Here is a 26019-nt window from a genome sequence, read left to right as displayed (position 1 = left end):
GACGCCGGTAGGCTCGGTGGCATGAGACGGCTCTGGACACCGGCGTGGATCGCCCGCCACGTGGCCATGGTCGTGCTGGTCGTGGGCTTCCTCGGGCTCGGCTGGTGGCAGGTCACCCGGGCCGCCGAGGGCAACGCGCTGAGCTTCGGATACGCGATCGAGTGGCCGGTCTTCGCCGGCTTCGTGGTTTTCGTGTGGTGGCGTGAGGTCCGGCACACGCTGCGCGGCACGCCCGCGGAACGCCCCACCCCGGCGCCGCCGGCGGCCGCCGGGTCCGAGCCGGCCACCGCGATTCCGGCGGTACGCCGTCCCGTGCGGGTCAGCCGCGTGCCGGCGGCCCCGGCGGCCGGCGCTGAGGACGGCGAGCTCGCCGAGTACAACCGCTACCTGTCATGGTTGAACGCCAACCCGGGCACGAAGCCCGGCGACTATCCCGGCTGAGGCCGGCTCGGAAGGACGGACGACGGTGGGCGGAGCCTTTACCCGGTACCGCGTGATCGCCTGGATCGTGGGCGTGGCGCTGGTGGTGCTGGTCCTCATCGGCATGCCGCTGAAGTACGTGTTCGACGACGGAAGCGTGGTGGCCGTGGTCGGCACCGCACACGGCTGGCTCTACATGCTCTATCTGGCCCTCACCTTCGACCTGTCGCGCCGGGTCGACTGGCCGCTGAAGCGGATGCTGCTGGTGATGCTGGCCGGCACTGTGCCGTTCGTCTCGTTCTACGCCGAGCGTCGGGTGGGCCACTGGCTGGCCGACGCCGAGCGGTCCCGGACCCCGGAGCCGATCGCCGGCTGACTCAGCCCCCGGGCCGGCCGGGGTCAGCGCTTCGGCCGCCAGGGGTCGGCGGAGGTCGGCGGCTCCGTCCAGCCGCCCTGGCGAGCGCCCTCCCAGGCCCGCCGGAGGGCCCGGGTGACCTGGCCGAACTGCCGCTGGTCGTCGCTGCTGAACAGCAGCACCTCGGCGCCCCGGTGCCGCCCCCACAACTCGTACGCCGGGGGTCGCCACCGGTCGCCGATCGCCACCAGCAGCAGCGGCAGCAGACCGACCGCGCCCAGCGCCAGATACGCGGTCGCGGTGAGTCGTTGCAGCCCGCCGGTGAAGCCGAGCAGCACGCCGACCGTGCCGATCAGGGCGGCGGTGACCGCGACCGCCCGGAGGGCTAGCCGGTCGTGCGGCCCGCGGGCGGTCCAGAGCTGGGTGAGTTCGGCGACCCGCCAGCTGTTGCCGCCGACGTTGAAGCGTTCGCTGGTCACGACGATGCCCGGACGGGCGTACAGCAGGGTGGGGGCGGTCGCCCGCGGCGACCGGGGTGGGCGGGTGGTGGAGCCATCGGTCTGCACGGCGCCTCCAGGGGATCGCCCGCCGGCTTCTCCGCGCCAGCGGCGAGCTGCGACGATGCCATTGGGCGGGATTCCCGCCTCGCGCTTCATTGTGTTGTGGCCACGCCAGCACGGCTGGGGTTTTTGTCGGGCTGCGGCGGCATTCGGGGCGGGGATTACGTCCGAAATGCCTGTCTGATTTCAGGCTTTGTCGTGACTTTGCAGCGCGTTACCTGGCGACATCCGCCGAGAACGACGAATCGGACCAGCCACGCCATCCGCTCATTCGACACACCAGCCCCGACCCTCGGCCGGCAATTCGGTCACCGGGTGTCAGCGGCACCAGCGGCACTTCCTGACACAGTGCCAACGTCCGACCCTGCTTCTACTCCCCACCACTCCCGCCACAGGTTAGGTTGGGCAGGCCGGACCGGTCGACCGCCATCCAGCCGGATGGCCCCAGCCCGGTGTCGCCGGGTGCCCCGCGCTTCCCGGCGAGTGTCGGAGAGGAGCTTTCCGCTCTTGTCGTCCTTACGGATCCTGCTGCGCTCGCTCGCGGTCGCCGGCCTCTCGGCCGTGCTGATCGCCCCGGCGTCGGTGGCCCGGGCCGAGCCCACCCCCGCCGAGCTGACGAAGCAGATCGAAAAGTCCTCGACTGAGCTGGAGCGAATCGTCGAGTCGTACAACAAGCTCAACGAGGACATCAAGACCAACAAGGCCACTGCGGCCAAGTTGGCGGCCAGGATCGGCCCGTTGCAGGCGCAGGTCGAGCAGAGCCGCGCCGACGTCGGTGTGCTCGCCGCCACCGCGTACAAGACCGGTGGGCTGCACACCGCCCGTGCCCTGTTGGAGCCGGGCGGGCAGAGCTCGCTGCCGGAACGGCTCGGCACTCTGGACCAGCTGACCCGCCAGCGCCAGCAGACCATCGCCGGCTTCACGTCGAGCCAGCGCAAGCTGATCGACGAGAAGACCCAGCTCGACGTCACGCTGGCCAGGCAGGCCGCGCAGGCCAAGCAGCTCAAGGCCGGCAAGAAGAAGATCGAGGCGGACCTGGCCCGCCTCTACGAGCTGCGCCGGCAGGCGTACGGGCGGGCCACGGAGGCACCGGCGAAGCCCGGCTCCGTTGGCAGCGCCCCGGCCATCTCCGGCTCGGCCGGGGTGGCGGTGCGGTACGCGTACGGGGCGGTCGGCAAGCCGTACGTCTACGGCGCCGAGGGCCCCGGCGGCTACGACTGTTCGGGGCTCACGCTGGCCGCCTGGCGGGCGGCCGGGAAGTCGTTGCCGCACAACGCGGCGATGCAGTGGAACGCCACCGCGCGGATCAGCCGCGGTTCGCTGCAGCCCGGTGACCTCGTCTTCTACTCCGGGCTCGGCCACGTCGCCCTCTACGTGGGCGGCGGCCAGATCATCGACGCGCCAAGCCCGGGGCGCAACGTCACCAAGCGGGACATGGACATCATGTCCATCGCCGGCTACGGCCGGGTGCGCTGACCCGGCGGCTGCGGCCACCCGAAGCGGCGAACGGCCGGCGTCCCCCTGTCGGACGCCGGCCGTTCGTGTGCGTTACTACCAGCTCAGGCCGCCTGGAGCCCCTCGGCCCGGGCCAGCTCACGGAGCCGGCCGAGGGCCTGGATCTCCAGCTGGCGGATCCGCTCGCGGGAGAGCGAGAACCGCGAGGCGACCTCGGTCAACGAGTGCTCCCGGCCGTCCTCCAGGCCGTAGCGGGCCCGCATGATGCCGGCCGAGCGGTCGTCGAGGTGGTTGAGCAGTCCCTCGATCCGCTGCCGTTCCAGGCCGGTGAGCACGATCTCTTCCGGCGACGGGGCGTCGCTGTCGGCGACCAGGTCACCGAGGTTGGTGTCGCCGTCGTCGCCCACCGGGGTGTCCAGCGAGACGGTGTCCTGCGACCAGCGCTTCAGCTCGTTGACCCGCTCGACAGTCACGCCGAGCGCCGCCGCGACCTGCTCCGGCTCCGGGTCGCTGCCCAGCTCGCGGGTGAGCTGCCGGATCACGTTCCGCATCCGGTTGACGTCCTCCACCAGGTGCACGGGCAGCCGTACGGTCCGCTCCTGCTGGGCGATCGCCCGGCTGATGGCCTGACGAATCCACCAGGTCGCGTAGGTGGAGAACTTGTAGCCGCGCTCGTAGTCGAACTTCTCGACCGCCCGGACCAGGCCGGTGTTGCCCTCCTGGATGAGGTCCAGCATGGGCATCCCGGAGCGCACGTAGCGGCGGGCGATCGAGACGACCAGTCGCAGGTTGGCGCGGATGAAGAGATCCTTCGCCTGCTCACCCTCGACGACCAGCCGCTCCAGGTCCTCCCGCTTGACGCCGGCGGGGACACGGCCCTCACCGAGCAGGTGCTCGGCATAGAGCCCGGCCTCGATGGCCTTGGAGAGGTCGACCTCCTTGGCGGCGTCCAGCAACGGCGTCCGGGAGATCTCGTGCAGGTAGACGCCGACCAGGTCCCGCTCCTCGGCGACCTCGTCGGTACGCATGCCGATGTTCTTGTCCACGATTGCCACGGTCCCCTCGCTCGCGCCGGTTGCCCGGTTCCTTGCCATCCCCACGTCCATCAGCCCTCCCCGTAACCTCCGCTGTGCCCGTAGGTGCTGACACCTACACAACAGATGAGACGCGTCGGGGATTCCATGCCGTGAGTCGAAAGTGTCACGAATGCCTGAGTGTCAGCTGAGAACCTGATCCATGTTCCCTGTCAGGGTCCCTGCGCAGTTGGCTCGCGTACGGCCTGGTCGGCGGCCGTCGGAGCAGCGAAATCATCGGGCCGCCTCGGAAATCGCACCATTGCGAAATCCATGAACGCAGCGACCCGCGTCACCGTGACATTGCGATCCTGGTCACTGGGAGATACGGCGGACCGGCCAGCTCAGCCACGGGTGAGGATTACCCCACGCCTGGTTGAACAATCCGCAGCGCGAACGACGTCCCCCCGACGGCGTGACGCGCGTCGCACCCGGGCGGAGCGCGCACGGCGGGCGGAGCGCGCACGGCGGGCGCGGAGGCGGACACAGGGCGGTCGCCCCGCGCCGGGAGCGGATCAGGAGGTGAGCAGGGCCAGCGCGCCGCGCACCTGGTCGGCGGAGCGGGCCAGGGCGGCCCGGGCGGCGGCGACCTCCGCGCCGGAGACCAGGGAGACCAGCGCAGTCTTGAGGTCGCCGTCGGCCTCCTGCAGCGCGGCCTGGCAGATCTCCTCGGCGCGGCCGGTGGCCTCCATCAGGATCGAGATCATCCGGCCCCGCAGCTTGGCGTTGCTGGCGACCATGTCGATCATGAGGTTCGAGTAGACCCGGCCGAGACGCACCATCACGGCTGTCGAAAACGTGTTGAGCACCAACTTCTGCGCGGTGCCCGCCTTCATCCGGGTCGAACCGGTGACCACCTCGGGTCCGGTGTCCACCCCGATGAAGACGTCCACCGACGAGGCGGCGTCGGCCTCCGGATTGGCGCACAGCAGCACGGTCGAGGCACCCCGCGTCCGGGACGCGCCGAGCGCCCCCAGAACGTACGGGGTGCGTCCGCTGGCGGCCAGCCCGACCACCAGGTCGCCGGGGCGTACGCACTCGGTGGCCTCGGCGGCGCCGGCCCGGTCGTCGTCCTCGGCGTCCTCCACGGCCCGCCACATGGCGTCCGGGCCGCCGGCGAGGTGGGCGCAGAACCAGTCTCGCGGCGAGTTGAAGGTGGGCGCGAGCTCGGCGGCGTCCAGCACGCCGAGCCGGCCGGAGGTGCCGGCCCCGAAGTAGTGCACCCGGCGCCCGCCCCGCAACGCGGCGACCGCCAGGTCGACGGTCTCCGTGATCTCGTCGAGGACGGCGGCCACCGCGTCGGGCACCCGCCGATCCGCCTCGTTGATGACGGTGAGCACGTCCCGGGTCGACATCAGGTCGAGGTCGACGCTGTCCGGGTTGCGTCGCTCGGTCGGCGCGCCCACCCGCACCACGGGCCGCGCGGCCGCCCCGTCGCGCTCGACCCGGCCGGCCGTCATCCGCGCCTCCGCCCGGCGCCCACCCGGTGCGACCGGACGGCCTCGGCGGTCGCCTCGAGGGCCTTCCTGGTCCTGGCCCGGCTCCGTGCGGCCACCCCGACGAAGAGGCAGTCGACCACGGTGAGCTGAGCGAGCCGGCTGGCTGTCGCGCCGGAGCGGTAGGTGGTCTCCCGGGCGGCCGTGGTCAGCACGAAGTCGGCGACCTCCGTGATCGGCGAGCGGGGGAAGTTGGTCAGCGCGACGGTGGTGGCCCCCCGCACCCGGGCCTGCTCCAGCACTTCGATGACGTCGGAGGTGGTCCCGGTGTGCGAGATGCCGACCGCGACGTCGCCCCGGCCGAGCAGGGCCGCCGAGGTGAGCGCGGTGTGCACGTCGGGAAAGTAGAAGGCGGTCCGGCCGATGCGGTGCAGCTTCTGCTGGAAGTCGGAGGCAACGAAACCACTGGCGCCGGCGCCGTAGACGTCGATTCGGCCGGCCGCGCCGATCGCCTCGACCACCTGCTCGCAGGCGGTCGGGTCGAGCTGCTCGGCCGTCTCCTCGACGGCCCGCGCGTCGTTGAACGCGATGGTCGCGATGATCTGCGCCAGGTCGGCGCCGGGCGGGATGTCCCCGCCGACCACCCGCGCGTCGGGCGGCTCGACCCGGCGGGCGGCCTCGGCGGCGAGCCGGATGCGCAGCTGCGGGTAGCCGTCCATGCCGACCGACCGGCAGAACCGGATGACGGTGGCCTCCGAGGTCTCGGCGGCGGTGGCGAGGTCGGTGATGGTGCGCCGGGCGGCGTCCGCCGGGTCGGCGACCACCAACCGGGCGACCCGTTGTTCGGCCGGGGACAGCGACGGGAGCAGGCCACTGATGTGGACGATCAGCCCACCCGGCTCGTGACTCGCAGAAATCTTCGGACTCTTCGCCACGGATGAAACTTACTTTCACCAGGCGTGACCGTCAACCATCACCGCGCGTATCGGGAAAAGTACCGCCATCCGCGCACGACGGCCGCGGCAAGGGTCCCATTCCCGCTGCCCGGCCACCTCCCCCGCACCGGTCGACTCGCCCACGCCGGCCGACCGCCGCAGCCGCGGTTGTACAGGTCAGACCGGCCGGACGGACCGGGCGGAGCCCGCCGGACGGATGGCCCGGCGAAGGGGCCGGCATCGACGTTTCCGGATCGAACCGGCAGCCGGGGAACGGGGCGGGCGACTAGCGTGTCCCCATGGCGGAGCGCACGGTACTGGTAACCGGGGGCACGGGCGGGTTGGGTGGCGCGGTCACCGCGGCCTTCCTGAAGGCCGGTTGGCGGGTGGTCGTACCGGCCCGGGAAAGCGGTGGGACGGCGCCGTCCGGGCCGATCCACGTCGTACGGCGACTTCAGCTCGGCACGTCTGACGCCGCGCCGCGACCTGAAGCCGTCGCCGCGGACCTGCTGGAACCCGCCGGGGCCGCCCGCGCGGTGGAGGTGGCCGTCGCCGAACCGGCGGCGCCGCTGCGCGCGGTGGTCAACCTGGTGGGCGGATACGCCAGCGGCGGCCTGGTGCACGAGACCCCGGTCGAGGAGTTCGACCGGATGCTGCGGATCAACCTGCGCCCGACGTACCTGGTCACCCAGGCGGCGCTGCCGCACCTGGTGGCGGCCGGCGGCGGCGCGGTGGTCTGCGTCTCGGCGCGGGCCGCGGTGGCACCCTTCCCCGGCGCGGCCGGCTACGCCACGGCCAAGGCGGCGGTGCTCGCGTTCGCCAACGCGGTCGCGGTGGAGTACCGCCAGCGCGGGGTCCGGTGCAACACCGTGCTGCCGAGCGTCATCGACACTCCCGCCAACCGGGCCGCCCAGCCGGACGCCGACCACCGGCGCTGGGTCCCGCCGGCCGAGATCGCCGCGGTGATCCGCTTCCTGGCCTCCGACGAATCCGCACCGACCACCGGGGCGAGCATCCCGGTGTACGGCCGAGCCTGAGGGCTTTCCGCCGCTTCATCCCATCTCCACCCGGAGCGCGTCAACGATGCGGTGTGGCCAACCGGTTCGCCGGGTACGCAACTTCATTCCCACCGCCAGCCACGACGACGGGAGACCCAGATGGCCGAGCACGGGGATGAGACCCTGCTGCACACGCTCAAGAAGGTCGCCGCCGTGCTCAAGCAGTCCGAGATTCCCTTCGCGCTCGGCGGGAGCTTCGCCGTGTACGCCCACGGCGGTCACTCCAGCGACCACGACGTGGACTTCCTGATCCGGGCACAGGACGTCGATCGGGCCCTGGAGGCCCTGGTCGAGGCCGGCTTCGCCGCCGAGCGCCCGCCCGAGGACTGGCTGGTCAAGGTCTATGACGAGGGGCGGATGGTGGACCTGATCCACCGGCCGATCGAGACCCCGGTGACCGAGGAGACCTTCGCCGACACCATCGTGCGCCCGGTCGACGCGATCCACATGCCGGTGCTCTCGGCCAGCCAGCTGATGGTGCACAAGCTGCTCAGCTTCTCCCAGCACTACTGCGACTTCGCCCGCGCCCTGCCGCTCGCCCGCTCGCTGCGGGAACAGATTGACTGGGAACGGGTACGGAAGGAGACGCAGCACTCGCCGTACGCCGAGGCCTTCCTGGTGCTGCTCGACCGGCTGGACGTGCTGCCCGGCGGCCCGTCCGGAGGAAGGGAGACACCATGACCGAGCAGCAGGGCGGCGCGCCCCCGGACGCGTACATCGAGGCGGAGATCCACCGCCTGTTGTCCGAGGACCCGTCCGTCGCCGAGCAGGGCATCACCGCGGTCCACCGGGAGCGGGGCGTGGTGCTCTCCGGCGAGGTGGAGAGCCCGCACCGCCGCGAGGAGATCCTGCGCCGGGTCGCCGAGCAGTTCCCCGACGTGCCGATCACCAGCGACATCGGGGTGATCCGTACGCAGGCGCCCAGCCAGGTCGAGGAGCTGCCGTGAGGGAGGCACGATGGTGATCCGGGTCGCCGCCGTCGGCGACGTGCACATGGACGAGGACGTGGTCGGCCGCTTCCGGCCGGCGCTGGAGGAGCTGCCCGACTGCGCCGACGTCCTGCTGCTCGCCGGCGACCTGACCCGGCACGGCACCGAGGCCGAGGCACGGTGCGTCGCGCGGGAGTTCGGAAACCTCGGCGTGCCGGTGATCAGCGTGCTCGGCAACCACGAGCACCAGTGCGACCAGGTGCCGCAGGTGGTGAAGGTGCTGGAAAACGTCGGCATCACCGTCCTGGAGGGCAACGGGATCGCGCTGGAGTGCGCTGGCGGACGGCTCGGGGTGGCCGGGGTGAAGGGCTTCGGTGGCGGGTTCGCCGGCCGGTGCGCCACCGACTTCGGCGAGCCGGAGATGAAGGACTTCGTCAAGACCACCACTGACAGCGCCGACGCGCTCGGCCGGGCCCTGCGCGGGCTGGACTGCGACCTGCTGGTCGCGCTCACCCACTACTCTCCCGTGCCGGACACCCTCGCGGGCGAGCCGCTGGAGATCTACCCGTTCCTCGGCTGCTACCAGCTCGGCCAGGCGATCGACTCGGCGCCCACCGCGCTGGCGCTGCACGGGCACGCGCACCACGGCGCCGAGCGGGGCACCACGCCTGGCGGGGTACGCGTCCGCAACGTCGCCCACCCGGTGATCAAGCAGGCGTACAGCGTCTTCCACCTGGGTGATCATCTCGACCAGCATCAGGTTTCCCGGATCGGGCAGTCGGGTACTGCGCATTCATGGACCTGATTCTCTGGATTCTCGCCGTCATTCTGGTCGTTTCCGGCGTCCTCGCGCTGTTCCGCCGGCAGATCCTGTGGGGCATCGTCCTCATCGTGGTCGGCCTGCTGGTCGGCCCGGGCGGCGTCAGCATCTTCCACTAGTGCGTGCCGGCCCCGGTGTCACGCGTACCGTTGGTTTGGCACCCGTGCGCCGGGGCATGCGGCGGTATGACGTCTTCCGGGTGTCTCCGGCGCGGGAGCGGCGCACGGCGGCTGGCCCTGCTCGGGTTCGGCGCGGCGGTCACGGCCGCGGCGGCCGTCGGCGGGCTCGTCGTCCGGCGCGTGCGGCCGGAGTACGCCCGCCTCGAACAGCCGTCCTGGGCGCCCCCGCCCTGGCTCTTCGGCCCGGTGTGGACGGTTCTCTACGCGCAGATCGCGGTGGCCGGCTGGCTTGCCTGGCGGCAGTCCGGTTGGGGGCCGGCGCTCTGGTCCTGGGTCGCCCAGTTGGCGCTGAACGCCGTCTGGACCCCGCTCTTCTTCGGTGCCGGGCGGCGCGGCTTGGCCTTCGTCGACATCGTGCTGCTGTGGCTGGCCATCGGGTTCACCGAGGCGCGGTTTCGCCGGCTTTCCCGGCCGGCGGCGCTGTTGATGCTGCCCTACTGGGCCTGGGTCAGCTTCGCCGCCGCGCTCAACCTCGACATCTGGCGACGCAACGGCTGACCGCGACACCCTCGAAAAGCGCATCGCATCCACCGGTTTCGGTACGGAGTCAATTCGCAATCGGAGCGTGGGAGCGCGCCCACTACCGGTAACCGGGTTTCCGGATTGTTACCGGCCCGTGTCCGGCAGGGGATGGACCGGGCGGGATGCAAGCGCTTACATGTGGTGGACGACCATCGGACCGGCGCAGCCACGACTTCCCCCACGCGCCGGCAAGGAAGGAGATCGGCATGGCGTTTGCCAGATCGCGCCAGGCTCTCGCGATCGCCGGCGTTCTGGGCCTGGCGCTCGGCGTCACCGCCTGCGGCACCGGCAGCGAGAAGAAGAACAACAGCAAGGCGAGCTCCCCGGAGTGCGCCGCATACGACAAGTACCAGGGCAACAGCGGCAAGAAGGTCACCATCTACTCGTCCATCCGGGACATCGAGGCCGACCGCCTGGAGCAGTCCTGGAAGCAGTTCGAGAACTGCACCGGCATCAAGATCGCCCACGAGGGCTCCGGCGAGTTCGAGGCCCAGCTGGGCGTCCGGGTGGACGGCGGCAACGCCCCCGACCTGGCCTTCATCCCGCAGCCGGGTCTACTCAAGCGCTTCGCCGACGGCGGCAAGCTCAAGCCGGCCGGCGCCGACACCAAGGCCATGGCGGAGCAGAACTACTCCCCCGACTGGCTCAAGTACAGCACCGTGGACGGCAAGTTCTACGGCGCCCCGCTCGGCTCCAACGTGAAGTCGTTCGTGTGGTATTCGCCGAAGATGTTCCAGGAGAAGGGGTGGACGATCCCGACCACCTGGGACGAGCTGATCAAGCTGAGCGACACGATCGCGGCGAGCGGCATGAAGCCGTGGTGCGTCGGCTTCGAGTCCGGTGACGCCACCGGCTGGCCGGGCACCGACTGGATCGAAGACCTGATGCTGCGGACGGTCACGCCCGAGGTCTACGACCAGTGGACGAACCACGGCATCCCGTTCAACGACCCGCAGGTCGCCGCGGCGTTCGACAAGGCCGGCACCATCCTCAAAAACGACAAGTACGTCAACGGCGGCTTCGGCGGCGTGAAGAGCATCACCACCACCTCCTTCCAGGAGGCCGGCACGCCGATCACCGCCGGCAAGTGCGCGATGCACCGGCAGGCGTCGTTCTACGCCAACCAGTGGCCGCAGGGCAGCAAGGTGGCCGAGGACGGTGACGTCTTCGCGTTCTACTTCCCGGCGATCGACCCGGCCAAGGGCAAGCCGGTGCTGGGTGGCGGTGAGTTCGTCGCGGCCTTCGCCGACCGTGCCGAGGTCCAGGCGGTGCAGACCTACCTGGCCTCCGGCGAGTACGCCAACAGCCGCGCCAAGATCGGCGACTGGGTGTCGGCGAACAAGAAGCTCGACCTGAACAACGTCCCCAACCCGGTGGACAAGCTTTCCGTGCAGATCCTCCAGGACGAGAAGTCCGTCTTCCGCTTCGACGGCTCGGACCTGATGCCGGCCGCGGTCGGCGCGGGCACCTTCTGGAAGGGCATGGTCGACTGGATCAACGGCAAGGACACCACGACCGTGGTGAACGGCATCGAGAGCAGCTGGCCGAAGTGATCTGAGCCGGTGGTCCGGTCCGCGCGAGCGGGCCGGACCACCGATCAATCCAACCCTGAGGGAGGGTCGATGGGGTTCGACCTTGCGGAGGAACAGCCCAAGTTCCTCATGCTGATGTGGGGGCTGATCGCCTTCGTCGCGGTGGTGGGCGGCCTGCTCCTGCTCCTCGACGCGGTGCCGGCCTGGTTCGGCCGTCGTCGGGAGGCGCGACTGATCGCCGCCTCGGCCGGCGGTGCTCTGCTCGTCAAGCGGCGCAAGCCGCGCGAGGGGCTCTTCGCGTTCTTCTTCCTGCTGCCGACGCTGCTGCTGCTCAGCGTCGGGCTCGTGGTGCCGGCGGTCCGCACCACGCTGCTCTCCTTCATGGACTCCGGCAGCGAGCACTGGGTGGGGCTGCGCAACTACGGCTGGATGTTCTCCGAGGACTCGATCCTCCGGGTGCTGACCAACACCCTGATCTGGGTGCTCCTGGTGCCGCTGGTCGCCACCGCGTTCGGCCTGATCTACGCCGTGCTGGTGGACAAGGGCCGGTTCGAGGCCGTGGCCAAGTCCCTGATCTTCCTGCCGATGGCGATCTCGTTCGTCGGTGCCAGCATCATCTGGAAGTTCGTCTACGCCTACCGGAGCGAGGATCAGGACCAGATCGGTCTGCTCAACCAGATCGTGGTCAGCCTCGGCGGCGAGCCGAGACAATGGCTGCTCGATCCGCCGCTGAACACCCTGCTGCTCATCGTGATCATGGTGTGGATCCAGGCCGGCTTCGCCATGGTGGTGCTCTCCGCCGCCATCAAGGCCATTCCGGCGGACATCGTCGAGGCGGCCCGGCTGGACGGGGTCTCCCCGTGGCAGATGTTCTGGCAGATCACCATGCCGAGCATCCGGCCGGCGCTGATCGTGGTGGTGGTGACGCTCTCCATCGCCACGCTCAAGGTCTTCGACATCGTGCGGACCTCCACCAACGGCAACTACGACACCAGTGTGATCGCGAACGAGATGTACAACCAAGCGTTCCGGTACGGCCAGAACGGGCAGGGTTCCGCCCTGGCGGTGTTCCTCTTCGTCCTGGTCATCCCGATCGTGATCTACCAGATCCGCAACCTGCGCAAGCAGCGGGAGGGCTGAGATGACCACCGCCACGCCCACCGTCGGAGCCGGCGCCCAGGCCACCGGCGCGACCACCCGCGCCGGCCGGGTCCGCAAGCGGCTGAACACCCGCTGGGCCACCCTGATCTCGATCGTCATCGCACTGCTCTGGACGGTCCCGACCTTCGGCCTGTTCATCTCCTCGTTCCGGCCGGCGGATCAGATCAAGACCACCGGCTGGTGGACGTTCTTCAGCGACCCGCAGTTCACCCTGGACAACTACCAGGACGTGCTCTTCGGCAACTCCGCCTCGTCCGGCCAGCTCGCCAGCTACTTCATCAACTCGCTGGCGATCACCATCCCGTCGGTGCTCTTTCCGACGGCGTTCGCGGCGCTGGCCGCGTACGCGTTGGCCTGGATCAACTTCAAGGGGCGGGACTGGCTCTACATCGCGATCTTCGCGTTGCAGATCGTGCCGCTGCAGATGGCCCTGGTGCCGCTGCTGAAGTTCTTCTCCACCGGCGTCAGCGTCGGCGGCGTCCAGGTGCTCCCGGCCTGGGAACTCGACGGCGCGCAGAAGTTCGCCCAGGTGTGGTTCGCGCACACCTGCTTCGCGCTCCCGTTCGCCGTGTTCCTGCTGCACAATTTCATCTCGCAACTGCCCGGTGACCTGATGGAGGCGGCCCGGGTCGACGGGGCCACCCACCCGAAGATCTTCCGCACCATCGTGCTACCGCTGATCACGCCCGCCCTGGCCGCGTTCGGCATCTTCCAATTCCTCTGGGTCTGGAACGACCTGCTGGTCGCGCTGATCTTCGCGGGCGGCAGCAGCGAGACCGCCCCGCTGACCGTTCGGCTCGCCGAACTGGCCGGCACCCGGGGCAACGAGTGGCAACGGCTGACGTCCGGGGCCTTCGTGTCGATCGTCGTACCGTTGATCGTGTTCCTGTCCCTCCAGCGCTTCTTCGTGCGGGGCCTGCTCGCCGGCAGCGTCAAGGGTTGACCCGTCGTCCGCCGCCGCCGGCTCGGTCGGCGGCGGCGGGCACGGGCCGGAGCGGGGAACAGCTATGACGAAGATTGACGATGTCGCCCGCCTGGCCGGGGTCTCCACGGCCACCGTCTCCCGTGCGCTGCGCGGGCTGCCCACGGTCTCGGCCGCGACCCGCCGCCGGGTCCTCGCCGCCGCCGAGCAACTCCAGTACGCGGTCTCGCCGAGCGCCTCCCGGCTGGCCGGTGGCAAGACCGGCACGGTGGCGATCGTGGTTCCCCGGATCACCCGCTGGTTCTTCGGCACCGTCGTGGAAGCCGTCGAGGAATACCTCCACGAGAACGGCTACGACCTGCTGCTCTACAACCTCGGCGGGCGGGAGCAAAACCGGCAACGGGTGCTGCGCACCGCCAGCCTGCACAAGCGGGTGGATGCCATCATCCTGGTCGCCACCCCGCTGCGCCCGCCGGACGTGACCGCGCTGACCAAGCTGGACCTGCCGGGCGTGATCATCAGCTCCGGCTCCGGGGTGCCCGGCTGGCCCTGCGTCCGTATCGACGACGTGGCCGCGTCCCGGACCGCCACCGGGCACCTGCTCGACCTCGGGCACACCCGGATCGCGCACATCTCCGGTGACCCGGACGACGAGCTGGCGTTCACGACTCACCTGGACCGCCGTCGCGGCTACCAGGAGGCGCTGCGCGCGGCCGGGCTCCGACCCGATCCGAGGCTGGACGTCGAGTCCGCGTTCACCGTGGACGGCGGCACCCAGGCCACCGCCGAGCTGTTGGCCCGGGGTGAGCCGCCGACCGCGATCTTCGCCGCGTGTGACGAGATGGCGATGGGCGCGATCACCGCGCTGCGCGACGCGGGGCTCCGCGTGCCGCAGGACGTCAGTGTGATCGGCATCGACGACCATGACCTGGCCGGCGTGATCGGTTTGACCACCATCGCCCAGCCAGCCGCGGAGCAGGGGCTGCTCGCCGCCCGGATCCTGCTCGACCCGCTCGGCGTACGCAGCGCCGACCCGTACCCCGTCGCGGTGCCCCCACCCGGCGGCGCCGACACCGGCGGCGTTCCCCCGACGCCGGTGATCCTGCCCACTCGATTGGTGGTGCGGGAATCGACCGCACCGCCGCGGGCACACTGAACGAACTCGTCCCGCACGCACGACAGGGAGAAGGCGCTGAACACGGACGCGACGCAGCCCGCCACCGGCTGGTGGACCGAGGCCGTCATCTACCAGGTCTACCCGCGCTCGTTCGCCGACTCGAACGGCGACGGCATCGGCGACCTCCCGGGCATCACCGCCCGCCTCGACCACCTCGCCGAGCTGGGGATCGACGCGGTCTGGCTGTCACCGTTCTACCCGTCCCCGCAGGCCGACGCCGGGTACGACGTGGCCGACTACCGGGACGTCGACCCGCTCTTCGGCACCCTCGCCGACGCCGACACGATGATCGCCGAGGCGAAGGCGCGCGGGCTGCGGGTGATCGTCGACCTGGTGCCCAACCACACCTCGTCGGCACACCGCTGGTTCCCGGCGGCCCTCGCCGCCGAGCCGGGCAGTGCCGAGCGGCAGCGCTACATCTTCCGGGACGGTCGCGGCCCGCAGGGCGCCGAGCCGCCGAACGACTGGCAGAGCGTCTTCGGCGGCCCCGCCTGGACCCGGTTGCCGGACGGCCAGTGGTACCTGCACCTGTTCGACCCCGGTCAGCCGGACCTGAACTGGGACAATCCCGAGGTACGCGCCGAGTTCCTGAGCATCCTCCGGTTCTGGCTCGACCGGGGTGTCGACGGCTTCCGGGTGGACGTGGCACACGGCCTGATCAAGCAGGCCGACCTGGCCGACTGGCAGGAGCCGCAGGAGATCCTCTCCGGCAACGAGGTCGACAAGCCGCGCCCGCCGATGTGGGATCAGGACGGCGTGCACGAGATCTACCGGGACTGGCGGCGGGTGCTCGACTCGTACCAGGGCGGGCGGATCCTGGTCGCCGAGGCGTGGGTGGAGCCGGCCGAGCGGCTGGCCCGCTACGTCCGGCCCGACGAGATGCACCAGGCGTTCAACTTCGAATACCTGCTCGCCTCGTGGACCGCACCGGCCCAGTACGCGGTGATCACCCGCTCGCTGGAGGCCACCGACACCGTCGGCGCCCCCACCACCTGGGTGCTCTCCAACCACGACGTGGTCCGGCACGCCTCCCGGCTGGGGCTGCCGATCGACGCTCCCCGACCCAACGGCATCGGCATCGGCGACCCGCAGCCCGACGCGGCGCTCGGCCTGCGCCGGGCCCGGGCCGCCACCCTGCTGATGCTGGCCCTGCCCGGTTCCGCCTACCTCTATCAGGGCGAGGAGCTGGGGCTGCCGGAGCACACCACGCTGCCCGACGAGGTGCGGCAGGACCCGACCTGGGAGCGCAGCGGGCACACCCAGCGGGGCCGGGACGGCTGCCGGGTGCCGATCCCGTGGGAGGCCGACGCCCCGTCGTACGGGTTCGGGCCCACCGACGCGAGCTGGCTCCCCCAGCCCCCGATCTGGGCCGAGTACGCCCTCGACCGGCAGCGCGGGGTGCCCGGCTCGACGTACGAGCTGTACCGGACCGCGCTGCGGCTGCGCCGCGCGCACGGGCTGGGCCGGGGGACCTTGCGCTGGCTCGCCTCCGGCGACGAGGTGCTCACCTTCACCAACGGCGAGCTGACCGTGCTGACCAACTTCGGCATGGAGCCGGTGCCGCTACCGCCCGGGGCCGAGGTGCTCGCCTCCAGCGCGCCGCTGGACGGTGCCACCGTCCCCACCGATGTGACGGTCTGGTACGGCGCCTGACGCCGGGCGCGCCACCGAGTCGCTTTCCGCTCCGGCACGGCCCGGCGTCGTGCCGCCTCTCGCCGCCTTTGGAGCTGATATCGCAGACGACTCACCTGCGCTATCAGCTCCAAAGGCGGCGAACCTCATGGCCCCGCCCACGGCCGACGCTGGTCAGCGGCGGTTGGCGCGGGCGTGCAGGAGGTCGTGGACCTGCGCGATGTCGCGGGGGGAGGTACGCGCGGCGAGCCAGTACATCAGGCCGGTCGGGATGAAGAAGAGCTGGAACACGGCCAGCCCGACCGCGTAGTTCAGCGGCGGCGGGAAGGCCGCCCGGAGCCCGTGGAAGACCACCCCGACCAGGCCGTTGCCGGCCGCCCGGCCGACCCCGTTGACCAGGTTGCCCAGGCTGTAGACGGTGCCCCGGTGCTCGGGCGGGTTGACGTCGGCGATCAGCGCGAACCAGTTCGGCGAGTTGGCCGAGGTGAGGGCGAGCGCCAGCACGGCGGTCAACAGGCTCAGCCCGACCGTCGGCTCGCGGACCACGCTGGCCAGCACCGCGGCGATCACCGCACCGGAGCTGCCCCCCTCCGGAACATCGATCCGGATCGGTACCAGGAACAGGACCAGGTAGAACGGCACGGCCGCGAGGATGCCCACCGCCGCGACCAGGGCCCGGCCGCTCGGCGTACGCCGCTGGAGCGCGTCGCCGGCCAGCCCACCGAAGATGGAGAACACCCCGCCGAGCTGGAACAGCGTGGCGAACACGCTGCCCACCACCACGGCGGTGGCCGGCGAGTAGCCCTGCGCCTCGGCCCGTTGGGAGAAGAGCACCGGCAGCCAGACCAGCGAGCCGAACGCCGCCTGCGCGGTCAGCCCCTGCAGGATCAGCCAGCGGTTGGTCCGGCGGGCCAGGATCCGGGGCAGGTCGGCGCGGCTGATCCGGTAGTCGTACTCGTCGCCGGTGTCGAACGCCGCGGCCAGTTCCGGCTCGCTCTGCCCGCGCCGGATGTCGTACGTGAACAGGTAGGCCACGGTGGCGACCAGGCCGGCCACGGTGAGCAGCAGAAACGGCCGCCGCCAGTCGGTGGCGCCGAGGATGCCGCCGGTGAGCGTGCCGGCGAGCGTGCCCACGCCCTGCGACAGCCCCCAGAAGCTCATCACCAGGCCCCGCCGGCGGGGCGAGATCAGGTCGGTGACCACCGAGAAGCCGACCGAGCCGACCGCGCCCAGCCCGATCGCGGCGACCAACTGGGCGGCCAGGAACATCGAATAGTGCTGGGCGAAAGCGCTGCCGCCGGTGCCGGCCGCCCAGATCAGCGTGCCGATCATGAGCAACGGCTTGCGGTTGGTCCGGTCGCCCACGTACGCCCAGCCCACCGCGGCGACCGCGCTGACCAGGAAGCTCACCGCGGTGACCAGGCCGAGCAGGCGCTGCGGCACGCCCAGCGCGCCGGAGATCGGCCCGTACAGCGGAGGCACCAACCCGATCGCCACGTTGTCCAGCGAGGCGAGCACCACGAACACCACTACGCTGTAGAGCCGGTGGGCCGCGTTGCCGCGCCGGGAGATCGTCGTGCCGCTCATTCCCCGCAGCCAACCAGGCACAGATCACGACCGGATGACGAACCGCCCATCGTCAGAGGTAACCGCCGATTTCGACCGGCACGGTGCCGGCCGACGCCGTGCCGGCGCGCAGCGCGTACAGCTCCGCCAGGGTGGCACCCTGCGGCGGGACACCCGCCGGGATGCCGAGCCACTCGGTTGCCTCCGCGTACGACAGCGGGCCGACCTCGATCCGGGCCAGGCAGCGGCCCGGCCGGACGACCGCCGGATGTAACCGGGACAGGTCCTCGTTCGTGGTGATCGCCACCAGCACGTCCCGGCCCTGCCCGAGCAGCCCGTCCGTCAGGTTGAGCAGCCGAGACAGCGCCTGCCCGGCCGCCTGCTTGGCCTCGCCGCGGATCAACTCGTCGCAGTCCTCCAGGACCAGCAGCCGCCAGCGGCGCCCCGTACCGTCTTCCTCGTCCTCGTCGCCCACCGCGATGTCGGAGAGATAGGCCGCGTCGTTGAAGAGGACGTCCGGATCGAGGACCGCGTCCACCTGGCACCAGTCGCGCCACTGCCGGGCCAGCGCACGCAGCGCGGTGGTCTTGCCCGTGCCCGGTGCGCCGTGCAGCAGCACCAGCCGCCCCGAGACGGCCTCCGGGGTGGCGGCCATCAACTCGTCCAGGGCGGTACGCGCCGCCGCGGCATAGTTGCGACGGATCGTGCTCCACTCCGGCGCGACGATCGACCGAAGGTCCCGCCGGGCACCCCGGCGCGGGTCGTGGTGCCAGAAGCCGATCCGGCCGGTGTCAGGGTCCTCGGGCTCGGCGGCCCCCTCGATGATCCGGTCCAGGGCCGCCTGCCCGACCTTGTCGCTCACCGCGGTCACGGTCACCTCGGCGTCCCGCCCGTTCCAGGTGACCACCCGGGCCGTCCAGCCCTCGCCGTCGAGCAACCGGTACCGCCGCCGATGCTCGACGGCGGTACGCAGGACCCGCGCGTCAGCGGGGGTCAGCGTGGCGTCGGGGCGGAGCCGGGACAGCCGGACTGTCCGCGCCCAGGGATGCCGGCCGGTGACGAAGTCCGCCAGCACCAGCGCGTCGACCACGTCGGCGGGGGTGTCGGAGTCGTCGTACTGAAGGACCGAGGGCAGTTGACTGTCACCGGGGGCGGTACGCATCACCAGATCATCGCCAGCGCCCGCCCCACCCGTACAGCCCTTTACGCCGAGGCAGTGTCGAGGCGATCCACGATCAGGCCGCGGGCCTGCGCGTAGCGCTCCCGGATGGCCGGCACGCCGTCCGACGCGTACTCCTCGGTGTCGGCGACCGCCCACGTCGGTGGTGCCGCGCCGCCGAGGGCGACCCAGGCGGCCTGGCGGGCGGCTCCGTCGGCGACGTACTCCCCGGGCGGCGGTACGACCACCGGCCGGCCGAAGACCTGCGGGGCGATCTGCCGCACCGCCGCCGAGCGGGCGCCGCCGCCGACCAGAATGATCCGGCGTACGGCGGCACCCTGCGCGGTCAGCGCGTCGAGCCCGTCGGCGAGCGCGCAGAGCATGCCCTCGACGGCGGCCCGGGCCAGGTGGGCCGGGGTCGAGCTGCCCAGGGTGAGGCCGTGCAGCGACCCGGTGGCGGTGGGCCGGTCCGGGGTCCGCTCCCCCTCCAGGTAGGGGACCATGACCAGCCCGTCCGCGCCGGGCGGGGCGGTCAGGGCCAGCTCGCTCAACTCGTCGAGGCCGACCCGGAGCAGCGCGGCGGCGGCGTCCAGCACCCGGGCCGCGTTGAGCGTGCAGACCAGCGGCAGGAAGCGGCCGGTGGCGTCCGCGAAGCCGGCCACCGCGCCGCTGGAGTCGGCGGCGGGAGTGTCGGCCACCGCGAATACTGTGCCGGAGGTGCCGATCGAGACGACCACGTCGCCGGGGCCGGCCCCCACCCCGAGCGCGGCGGCGGCGTTGTCCCCGGTGCCGGGCCCGAGCAGCGCGCCGCCGTCGGGGCCGGCACCGGCGGCGGACAGCACGCCTGCGAGCGCCGCCGGATCCAGCTGCCCCGCCGGCTGCGCCGGGCCGAGCACCACGGGCACCCGGACCCGCCGACCGAAGGCGCGTTCCAGCAGGTCGAGCCGGTATTCACCGGTTTGCGGCGACCAGTAGCCGGTGCCGCTGGCATCGCCCCGGTCGGTACGCAGCGCGTCCAGGCCGGGGGCGCCGGCCAGCCGCCAGGTGAGCCAGTCGTGCGGCAGGCAGACCGCCGCCACCCGGTCGGCGTTCGCCGGCTCGTGCCGGGCCAGCCAGCGCAGTTTGGTGGCGGTGAAGCTGGCCACCGGCACGCTGCCCGTCGCCTCGGCCCAGAACCGCCGGCCGGCCTCGCCACCGCCCGCCTCGGCGATCAGCTCCCGCGCGGCGTCGGCGGAGCGGGTGTCGTTCCACAGCAGCGCCGGGCGAACCACCTGCCCCGCCTCGTCCAGGCAGACCATGCCGTGCTGCTGGCCGCCCACCGCGACGGCGGCGACGTCGGCCAGCCCGCCGGCCGCGTCGAGCGCTGCCAACAGGGCGTTCCACCAGGCGTACGGGTCGACCTCGGTGCCCTCGGGATGCGGCGCGCGGCCCTGCCGGACCAGCGCGCCGGTCTCCGCGTCCCGGATGACCACCTTGCAGGACTGGGTGGACGAGTCCACCCCGGCGACGAGCGGCATGGCGGCCCGCCTCAGCGCGCGCCGAGCAGGTGCTCGACGGCGAGCTGGTTGAGCCGGACGAAGCCGTAGCCCTTCGCCCCGGCCGCCTCCGGGTCGAACTCCTCGAACGCGGCGCGGTCGGCGAGCAGGTCGGCGTAGCTCTCGCCGGGGTTCAGCGTGGGCGTGCTCAACTCGGCGACCTGGCTGGCCGCGAGGGCCTCGGCCACCTCCGGGTCGGCCCGGAACGCCGCGGCCCGCTCCTTGAGCAGGAGGTAGGTGCGCATGTTGGCCTCCGCCGACGCCCACACCCCGGTGATGTCCTCGGTGCGGGAGGGCTTGTAGTCGAAGTGCCGCGGCCCGTCGTACGCGGGACCGCCGTTCGGGCCGCCGTGCTCCAAGAGGTCGACCAGGGCGAACGCGTTGAGCACGTCGCCGTGGCCGAAGACCAGGTCCTGGTCGTACTTGACGCCGCGCTGGCCGTTGAGGTCGAGGTGGAACAGCTTGCCCTGCCAGAGCGCCTGGGCGATGCCGTGGGCGTAGTTGAGCCCGGCCATCTGCTCGTGGCCGACCTCGGGGTTGAGGCCGACCAGCTCGGGGCGGGCCAGGGTGGAGATGAACGCCAGCGCGTGCCCGACGGTGGGCAGCAGGATGTCGCCGCGCGGCTCGTTCGGCTTGGGCTCGAGCGCGAAGCGCAGGTCGTAGCCCTGGTCGACGACGTACTGGCAGAGCAGGTCGACGGCCTCCCGGTAGCGGTCCAGCGCGGCGCGGATGTCCTTGGCCACGTCGTACTCGGCGCCCTCCCGGCCGCCCCACATGACGAAGGTGCGGGCGCCCAGCTCGGCGGCGAGGTCGACGTTGCGCAGCACCTTGCGCAGCGCGTATCGGCGCACGGACCGGTCGTTGCTGGTGAACCCACCGTCCTTGAAGACGGGGTGGGTGAAGAGGTTGGTGGTGACCATCGGCACGACCAGGCCGGTCTCGTCGAGCGCCTTGCGGAACCGGGCCAGGTGGGCGTCCCGGGTGGCGGCGTCCGCACCGAAGGGGATCAGGTCGTCGTCGTGGAAGGTGATCCCGTACGCGCCGAGCTCGGCGAGCCGGTGCACCGCCTCGACCGCGTCCAGCTCGGGGCGGGTGGCGTCGCCGAACGCGTCGCGGGCCGGCCAGCCCACCGTCCAGAGACCGAAGGAGAACTTGTCGGCGGGGGTGGGACGGGGTGCCATGGCGAACCTCCGAGGGCGCAATTTGTTCAGTGGTTGAATTAAATGGCGGCATTGTGGCACTGTCAAGGGGTGACCAGCGCCAGCCCCACCGGTGCGGTCCGGCAGGGCAGCCTCCGCGAACTCAACCTCGCGGTGGTGCTCCGGCGGATCGCTGCCGCCGACCGACCGCCCTCCCGGGCCGAGCTCGCCGCCGACACCGGGCTGACCCGGGCCACCGTCTCCGCCGTCGTTGACGACCTGATCGCCGGCCGGCTGGTCACCGAGGCGGCACCCGCGCCGCGTACCGGGGCGGGACGACCGGCCCGGGGCCTGGTGCTGGCCACCGACGGCCCGGCCGGGCTCGGCCTTGAGGTCAACGTCGACTACCTGGCCGCCTGCGTGGTCGACCTGAGCGGTGCGGTCCGCCACCACCTGGTGCGCCGCGCCGACCTGCGCCCGCTCTCCCCCGCCGCCGCCCTGGACCGGCTCGCCGGGCTCGCCACCGAGGCCCGCGCCGCAGCCGTACGCGACGGGCTGACCCTGGCCGGCGCGGCGCTCGCCGTGCCCGGCCTGGTCGGCGACGGCGGCCTGGTCCGGCTCGCCCCCAACCTGGGCTGGCGGGACGTGGACGTCCCCGGGCTGCTCGCCGGGCACCCGCTCGCCGAGCCGGTCGACGGAATCCCCCCGCTGGTGGTCGACAACGAGGCCAACCTGGCCGCCCTCGGTGAGCTGCACGCCGGCCCCCGGGGATCCGCCAGCTTCCTGCACATCTCCGGCGAGATCGGCATCGGCGCCGGGATCGTGCTCGACGGGGTTCTGTATCGGGGCACCCGTGGTTGGAGCGGCGAGATCGGCCACCTCCCGGTGCAGCCGAAGGGTCGGCCCTGCCGCTGCGGCGGCCAGGGCTGCCTGGAGCAGTACGCGGGCCAGGAGGCCATCCTGGCCGCCGCCGGGCTGGCCGACGCGGACCTGCCCGCCGACACCGCCGCGGCCCGTTTGGCGGACCTCGCCGCAGCCAGCGACCCGGCCACCCTGACCGCCCTGGCCGACGCCGGCACCGCCCTCGGGGTGGCCGTGGCGGGCGTGGTGAACCTGCTGGACCTGGACACCGTGGTGCTCGGCGGCGGATACGCACCGCTCGCCCCGTGGCTCTCCCCGCCGGTGCTCGCCGAGGTCTCCCGGCGGGTGCTCACCGCCGCGTGGGCGCCGGTGACGGTACGCCCAGCGGTGCTCGGCGCACAGTCGGCGGCGGTCGGCGGGGCCGCCTCAGTGGTCCGCCGCATCATCGACCAGCCCGTCGGCTGGCTGGCACGAGCATCGGGTTGACCGGGCAGGATGTGCGTCACGCCCCGACCGGTCGCGCTCGCGAAACGGCTAGGCCAGGCCGTACGCTGGGTCCGCTCGGCCCCGAAAGGACCGCACATGTCAGATCTTGGCCACACCCCCGAACAGGCCGCCCGCGAGGCCGGGCTCCGCGAGGTATCCGAGGCGCTGCTCAACATCGAGCAGGCCATCAAACGGACAGAACGGGCGAAGCGCACCGTGTCCATGACGGTCGGCTGCGACGACCTGGCGCGGATGCTGGAAACGGCGGCGCGCAACCTGGAAATCGCCCGCAAGGACCTGTTTCAAGGTGCCTACTTCTCGGCGGATTCACCTAAGCTCTTCTAACCATGCGCAGTGGTGAGCAGATCCGGTCGGCACTGGTCAAGTTCGTCGGCCGGTGGCAGGGCTACGCCGGCACCGAGCGCGCCGAGGCGCAGACCTTCCTCAACGAGCTGTTCGAGTGCTACGGGCGCGACCGCAAGGACGCCGGCGCGGCCTTCGAGGACGCGCACTCGTCCACCGGCATCATGGACCTGCACCTGCCGGGCCAGCTCATCGTCGAGATGAAGGCCCCCAAGGAGACCGCTCGACTCGCCCAGCACCGCAAGCAGGCGCTCGACTACTGGCACAACTCGGCCGACGTGACGGCCGGGCGGCCCGCGCCCCGCTTCGTGGTGCTCTGCTCGTTCCAGCGCTTCGAGATCTGGGAGCCCGGGAAGTATCCGAACGCTCCGCTGATGGCGTTCGCCCTCGCCGAACTGCCGGACCGGTACGAGTCCCTGATGGTCTTGGCCGGGGACGAGCCGCTGTTCCACTACAGCAGCAAGGGATTGACGACGGTCGCCGCCGTCGCCGTAGCCAAGGTCTACCAGGGCCTCCTCGACCGGGAGGCGGCCCCGCCCGAGTCGATCCAGCGATTTATCCTCCAGATGGTCTGGCTGTTCTTCGCCGAGGACTACAACATGATCGAGGGGCGGCCGACCGAGCAGACGCTGACGTTCCTCACCCAGGTCGGCGAGGTCTGGTCGTCATACCTGATGCTCGGGGGTCTCTTCACCTCGCTCAACGACCCAGACGACCACGGCCGGCAGGGCGTCCTGAAGGGCACCCGCTATGTCAACGGCGACCTGTTCAACAAGCCTGCCCTGGTCCACCTGAAGAAGGAGGAGGCCGCCGAGCTGCTGGAGATCTCCAAGTACGACTGGCGGCAGGTCGACCCGACCATCTTCGGCTCGCTCATCGAGGGCTTCCTCAGCGGCGACCGCAGCGCCCTCGGCGCGCACTACACGCACGAGATCGACATCCTAAAGATCGTCCGGCCGACGATCGTCAAGCCGTGGCGGGCCCGGATCGACGCGGTGACGACTCCCGACGAGGGCGTGGCCCTGCTGGACGAGCTATGCCGGTTCCGGGTGCTTGACCCGGCCTGTGGCTGCGGCAACTTCCTCTACGTCGCCTATCGCGAGCTGCGTCACCTCGAACACACCCTCAAGGAGCGGATCGCCGCGCTGGCCAAGGCGTCCGGCCTGCCGGTCCCCACCGGGCTGCCGTACTTCCCGCTCAGCAACATGCAGGGCATCGACGTGGTGCCGATGGCGACCGCCGTCGCCCGGGTCACCCTCTGGATGGGCCACCGGCAGATGATCGAAAAGTACGGCGCGGCCGAGCCGCCACTGCCCCTGGTCAGCCTCGGCTCGATCCGGACGACCGACGCCCTTCGGGCAACCTGGCCGGAAACTGACTGCATCGTCGGCAACCCGCCCTTCCTGGGCTCGCAGTTCATGCGAGACGCCCACGGCGACGACTACCTCAGGTGGCTCAACAGCACCTTCAAGGTCGGCGTCAAAGACTTCTGCGTCTACTGGTTCCGCCGTGCCCACCAGCACCTCAAGCCGGGCCAGCGGGCCGGCCTGGTCGGCACCAACTCGATCGCCCAGAACCGCGCCCGCTCCGCCAGCCTGGAGTACGTCACCAGCAACAGCGGCGTGATCACCGACGCGGTCTCGAGCCAGACCTGGCCCGGCGAGGCCAAGGTCCACGTCAGCCTGGTCAACTGGGTCAAGTCACCCGCCGAGCCACCCACCGAGTTCAACCTCGACAACAAGCAGGTCAGCGGCATCACGGCCGAACTCCGGCCGCCGGAGCAGTCCACAGCTGATGCGCCCGCCCTGCCGGCGAACAAGGAGCGGTGCTTCCAGGGCATGACCCCGGTCGGAGAGGGCTTCATCCTGACCGAGGCCGAGGCGACCGCTCTCCTCGCCTCCCGCGAAGCCAACTACCGAGAGGTCGTCCGTCCATACCTCATCGGTGAGGACATCGCCGACGACCCGGGGCAGCGCCCAGGCCGCTGGATCATCGACTTCGGGCAGCGCCCACTTGAGTTGGCTATGAAGTACCCCGCCGCGCTGAAGATCGTCCGGGAGCGGGTGAAGCCGATCCGCGAGACTAACAAGGACCGATTCCGCCGCGAGAACTGGTGGCGCTTCGGAAGGCCCTACACAGCTCTTCGGGATGCTATGACCGGCCTTCCTCGCTACATCGTTGCCGGGCGGATCGGGAAACGGCTGTTGCTGACCTGGTGCGAGCCGTGGACGTGCCCGAGCGACCTGGTATACGTGTTCGCCTTCGACGATGACTACTCGATGGGTGTGCTGTCGTCCTCCATTCACAGCGCATGGGCTTGGTCGCAGTCCTCAACCCTGAAGGGCGACCTCCGGTACACTCCGACCTCGGCGTTCCTGCCGTTCCCGTGGCCGTATCCAGTGACCGACGAGCAGCGGGAGCGGGTGGCCGAGGCGAGTCGGCGGATGATCGCCCGCCGCCAGGAAATCTGCGTCCAAGAGCAGTTCGGCCTGACCCCGCTCTACAACCTGGTGGACGACGGCGCATACGCCGATCTCAAGAAGCTGCACAAGGAGTTGGACGAAGCGGTGGCCGCCTGCTACGGCTGGCCGAAGTCGATCGCCCAGGACAAGGACGAGATCACCCGCCGACTCATGGCGCTCAACGCGGAGATCGCCGCCGGCCAGCGCCCCTACGAGCCGTTCGCCGGGCGCGATGGCAAGGCGGTCGCCCAACAGCTCGGCCTGCCGGTCGCCTAACGCGAA

At 71.3% G+C, this 26019-nt stretch carries 25 protein-coding genes; 17 read left to right on the top strand and 8 right to left on the bottom strand.

All coding sequences use genetic code 11. The features are described from left to right. Positions 1–21 precede the first annotated feature (21 nt). Both ABZ671_RS22755 and ABZ671_RS22750 read left to right on the top strand, forming a co-directional pair. Positions 22–441 (top strand): hypothetical protein, encoded by a 420-nt coding sequence (locus tag ABZ671_RS22755; RefSeq protein ID WP_357861481.1) that lies wholly within the window; start codon positions 22–24, stop codon positions 439–441. A gap of 25 nt (positions 442–466) precedes the next feature. Next, the gene (locus tag ABZ671_RS22750) at positions 467–796 is read left to right on the top strand and encodes a DUF3817 domain-containing protein (RefSeq protein WP_357861479.1); all 330 of its coding nucleotides are present in this window, start codon (positions 467–469) and stop codon (positions 794–796) included. 23 nt (positions 797–819) lie between these two features. Here ABZ671_RS22750 and ABZ671_RS22745 read toward each other — a convergent pair whose 3' ends face one another. Beyond that, positions 820–1341, bottom strand: a complete 522-nt coding sequence (locus ABZ671_RS22745) for a DUF6232 family protein (protein WP_357861477.1) — start codon at positions 1339–1341, stop codon at positions 820–822. Between the two features lie 501 nt (positions 1342–1842). On the opposite strand from ABZ671_RS22745, the gene ABZ671_RS22740 reads away from it, so the two are divergent. Continuing rightward, positions 1843–2811: an NlpC/P60 family protein gene (locus ABZ671_RS22740; RefSeq protein WP_357861475.1), complete on the top strand. Its 969-nt coding sequence runs from the start codon at positions 1843–1845 to the stop codon at positions 2809–2811. A gap of 83 nt (positions 2812–2894) precedes the next feature. Here ABZ671_RS22740 and ABZ671_RS22735 read toward each other — a convergent pair whose 3' ends face one another. From ABZ671_RS22735 to ABZ671_RS22725, 3 genes are all read right to left on the bottom strand, one after another. Next, positions 2895–3884 (bottom strand): sigma-70 family RNA polymerase sigma factor, encoded by a 990-nt coding sequence (locus ABZ671_RS22735; protein ID WP_357861473.1) that lies wholly within the window; start codon positions 3882–3884, stop codon positions 2895–2897. A gap of 494 nt (positions 3885–4378) precedes the next feature. Beyond that, entirely contained in the window at positions 4379–5323 is a 945-nt protein-coding gene (locus ABZ671_RS22730) for an N-acetylmuramic acid 6-phosphate etherase (protein ID WP_357861471.1), read from the bottom strand. Next, a complete protein-coding gene (locus ABZ671_RS22725) occupies positions 5320–6234 on the bottom strand; it encodes a MurR/RpiR family transcriptional regulator (protein WP_357861469.1) in 915 nt (304 codons plus the stop codon). Before ABZ671_RS22725 ends, ABZ671_RS22730 begins: the two co-directional genes overlap by 4 nt. Positions 6235–6533: 299 nt before the next feature. On the opposite strand from ABZ671_RS22725, the gene ABZ671_RS22720 reads away from it, so the two are divergent. The 11 genes from ABZ671_RS22720 to ABZ671_RS22670 all read left to right on the top strand — a co-directional run bounded on the left by ABZ671_RS22720 (position 6534) and on the right by ABZ671_RS22670 (position 16187). Further along, positions 6534–7271: an SDR family NAD(P)-dependent oxidoreductase gene (locus ABZ671_RS22720; RefSeq protein WP_357861467.1), complete on the top strand. Its 738-nt coding sequence runs from the start codon at positions 6534–6536 to the stop codon at positions 7269–7271. A gap of 51 nt (positions 7272–7322) precedes the next feature. After that, on the top strand, positions 7323–7973 hold the full coding sequence (locus ABZ671_RS22715; RefSeq protein ID WP_357861465.1) for a nucleotidyltransferase: 651 nt from the start codon (positions 7323–7325) through the stop codon (positions 7971–7973). Then, entirely contained in the window at positions 7970–8239 is a 270-nt protein-coding gene (locus tag ABZ671_RS22710) for a BON domain-containing protein (protein WP_357861463.1), read from the top strand. The genes ABZ671_RS22715 and ABZ671_RS22710 overlap by 4 nt, the downstream gene beginning before the upstream one ends. A gap of 10 nt (positions 8240–8249) precedes the next feature. After that, a complete protein-coding gene (locus ABZ671_RS22705; protein ID WP_357861461.1) occupies positions 8250–9026 on the top strand; it encodes a metallophosphoesterase in 777 nt (258 codons plus the stop codon). Beyond that, positions 9017–9160, top strand: coding sequence for a GPGG-motif small membrane protein (locus ABZ671_RS22700; protein WP_357861459.1), 144 nt, complete (start codon positions 9017–9019; stop codon positions 9158–9160). Before ABZ671_RS22705 ends, ABZ671_RS22700 begins: the two co-directional genes overlap by 10 nt. A 66-nt stretch (positions 9161–9226) precedes the next feature. Beyond that, the gene (locus tag ABZ671_RS22695; RefSeq protein WP_357861457.1) at positions 9227–9718 is read left to right on the top strand and encodes a TspO/MBR family protein; all 492 of its coding nucleotides are present in this window, start codon (positions 9227–9229) and stop codon (positions 9716–9718) included. Between the two features lie 230 nt (positions 9719–9948). Further along, positions 9949–11295 carry an ABC transporter substrate-binding protein gene (locus tag ABZ671_RS22690; protein ID WP_357861455.1) on the top strand — a complete coding sequence of 449 codons (1347 nt, stop codon included), beginning with the start codon at positions 9949–9951 and terminating at the stop codon, positions 11293–11295. Between the two features lie 69 nt (positions 11296–11364). Further along, positions 11365–12414 (top strand): sugar ABC transporter permease, encoded by a 1050-nt coding sequence (locus tag ABZ671_RS22685; protein WP_357861453.1) that lies wholly within the window; start codon positions 11365–11367, stop codon positions 12412–12414. A 1-nt stretch (position 12415) separates the two neighbouring features. Continuing rightward, positions 12416–13378, top strand: coding sequence for a carbohydrate ABC transporter permease (locus ABZ671_RS22680; RefSeq protein WP_357861451.1), 963 nt, complete (start codon positions 12416–12418; stop codon positions 13376–13378). 64 nt (positions 13379–13442) lie between these two features. Next, positions 13443–14513, top strand: a complete 1071-nt coding sequence (locus ABZ671_RS22675) for a LacI family DNA-binding transcriptional regulator (RefSeq protein WP_357861449.1) — start codon at positions 13443–13445, stop codon at positions 14511–14513. 36 nt (positions 14514–14549) lie between these two features. Beyond that, positions 14550–16187, top strand: coding sequence for a glycoside hydrolase family 13 protein (locus tag ABZ671_RS22670; RefSeq protein WP_357861541.1), 1638 nt, complete (start codon positions 14550–14552; stop codon positions 16185–16187). Positions 16188–16340: 153 nt separating this feature from the next. On the opposite strand, the gene ABZ671_RS22665 is transcribed toward ABZ671_RS22670, so the two are convergent. From ABZ671_RS22665 to xylA, 4 genes are read right to left on the bottom strand one after another with little or no spacing between them, the layout of a single operon-like run. Continuing rightward, entirely contained in the window at positions 16341–17753 is a 1413-nt protein-coding gene (locus tag ABZ671_RS22665) for an MFS transporter (RefSeq protein ID WP_357861447.1), read from the bottom strand. Between the two features lie 52 nt (positions 17754–17805). Then, on the bottom strand, positions 17806–18894 hold the full coding sequence (locus tag ABZ671_RS22660) for a DUF5925 domain-containing protein (RefSeq protein ID WP_357861445.1): 1089 nt from the start codon (positions 18892–18894) through the stop codon (positions 17806–17808). A 41-nt stretch (positions 18895–18935) separates the two neighbouring features. Beyond that, a complete protein-coding gene (xylB, locus tag ABZ671_RS22655) occupies positions 18936–20408 on the bottom strand; it encodes a xylulokinase (protein ID WP_357861443.1) in 1473 nt (490 codons plus the stop codon). Between the two features lie 11 nt (positions 20409–20419). After that, positions 20420–21607, bottom strand: coding sequence for a xylose isomerase (gene xylA / locus ABZ671_RS22650; RefSeq protein ID WP_357861441.1), 1188 nt, complete (start codon positions 21605–21607; stop codon positions 20420–20422). A 42-nt stretch (positions 21608–21649) separates the two neighbouring features. Between xylA and ABZ671_RS22645 the strand changes: the two genes are divergently transcribed. The 3 genes from ABZ671_RS22645 to ABZ671_RS22635 all read left to right on the top strand — a co-directional run bounded on the left by ABZ671_RS22645 (position 21650) and on the right by ABZ671_RS22635 (position 26013). Then, entirely contained in the window at positions 21650–22912 is a 1263-nt protein-coding gene (locus tag ABZ671_RS22645; RefSeq protein WP_357861439.1) for an ROK family protein, read from the top strand. 96 nt (positions 22913–23008) lie between these two features. After that, positions 23009–23257: a hypothetical protein gene (locus ABZ671_RS22640; protein WP_357861437.1), complete on the top strand. Its 249-nt coding sequence runs from the start codon at positions 23009–23011 to the stop codon at positions 23255–23257. A gap of 2 nt (positions 23258–23259) precedes the next feature. After that, positions 23260–26013 (top strand): DNA methyltransferase, encoded by a 2754-nt coding sequence (locus tag ABZ671_RS22635; protein ID WP_357861435.1) that lies wholly within the window; start codon positions 23260–23262, stop codon positions 26011–26013. Positions 26014–26019: the final 6 nt, after the last annotated feature.

The sequence above is a fragment of the Micromonospora sp. NPDC006766 genome (assembly GCF_040636055.1).
Classification (GTDB): domain Bacteria; phylum Actinomycetota; class Actinomycetes; order Mycobacteriales; family Micromonosporaceae; genus Micromonospora.
Note: the sequence above shows the minus strand (reverse complement) of the source record. Positions and strands in the feature narration are given on the sequence as shown.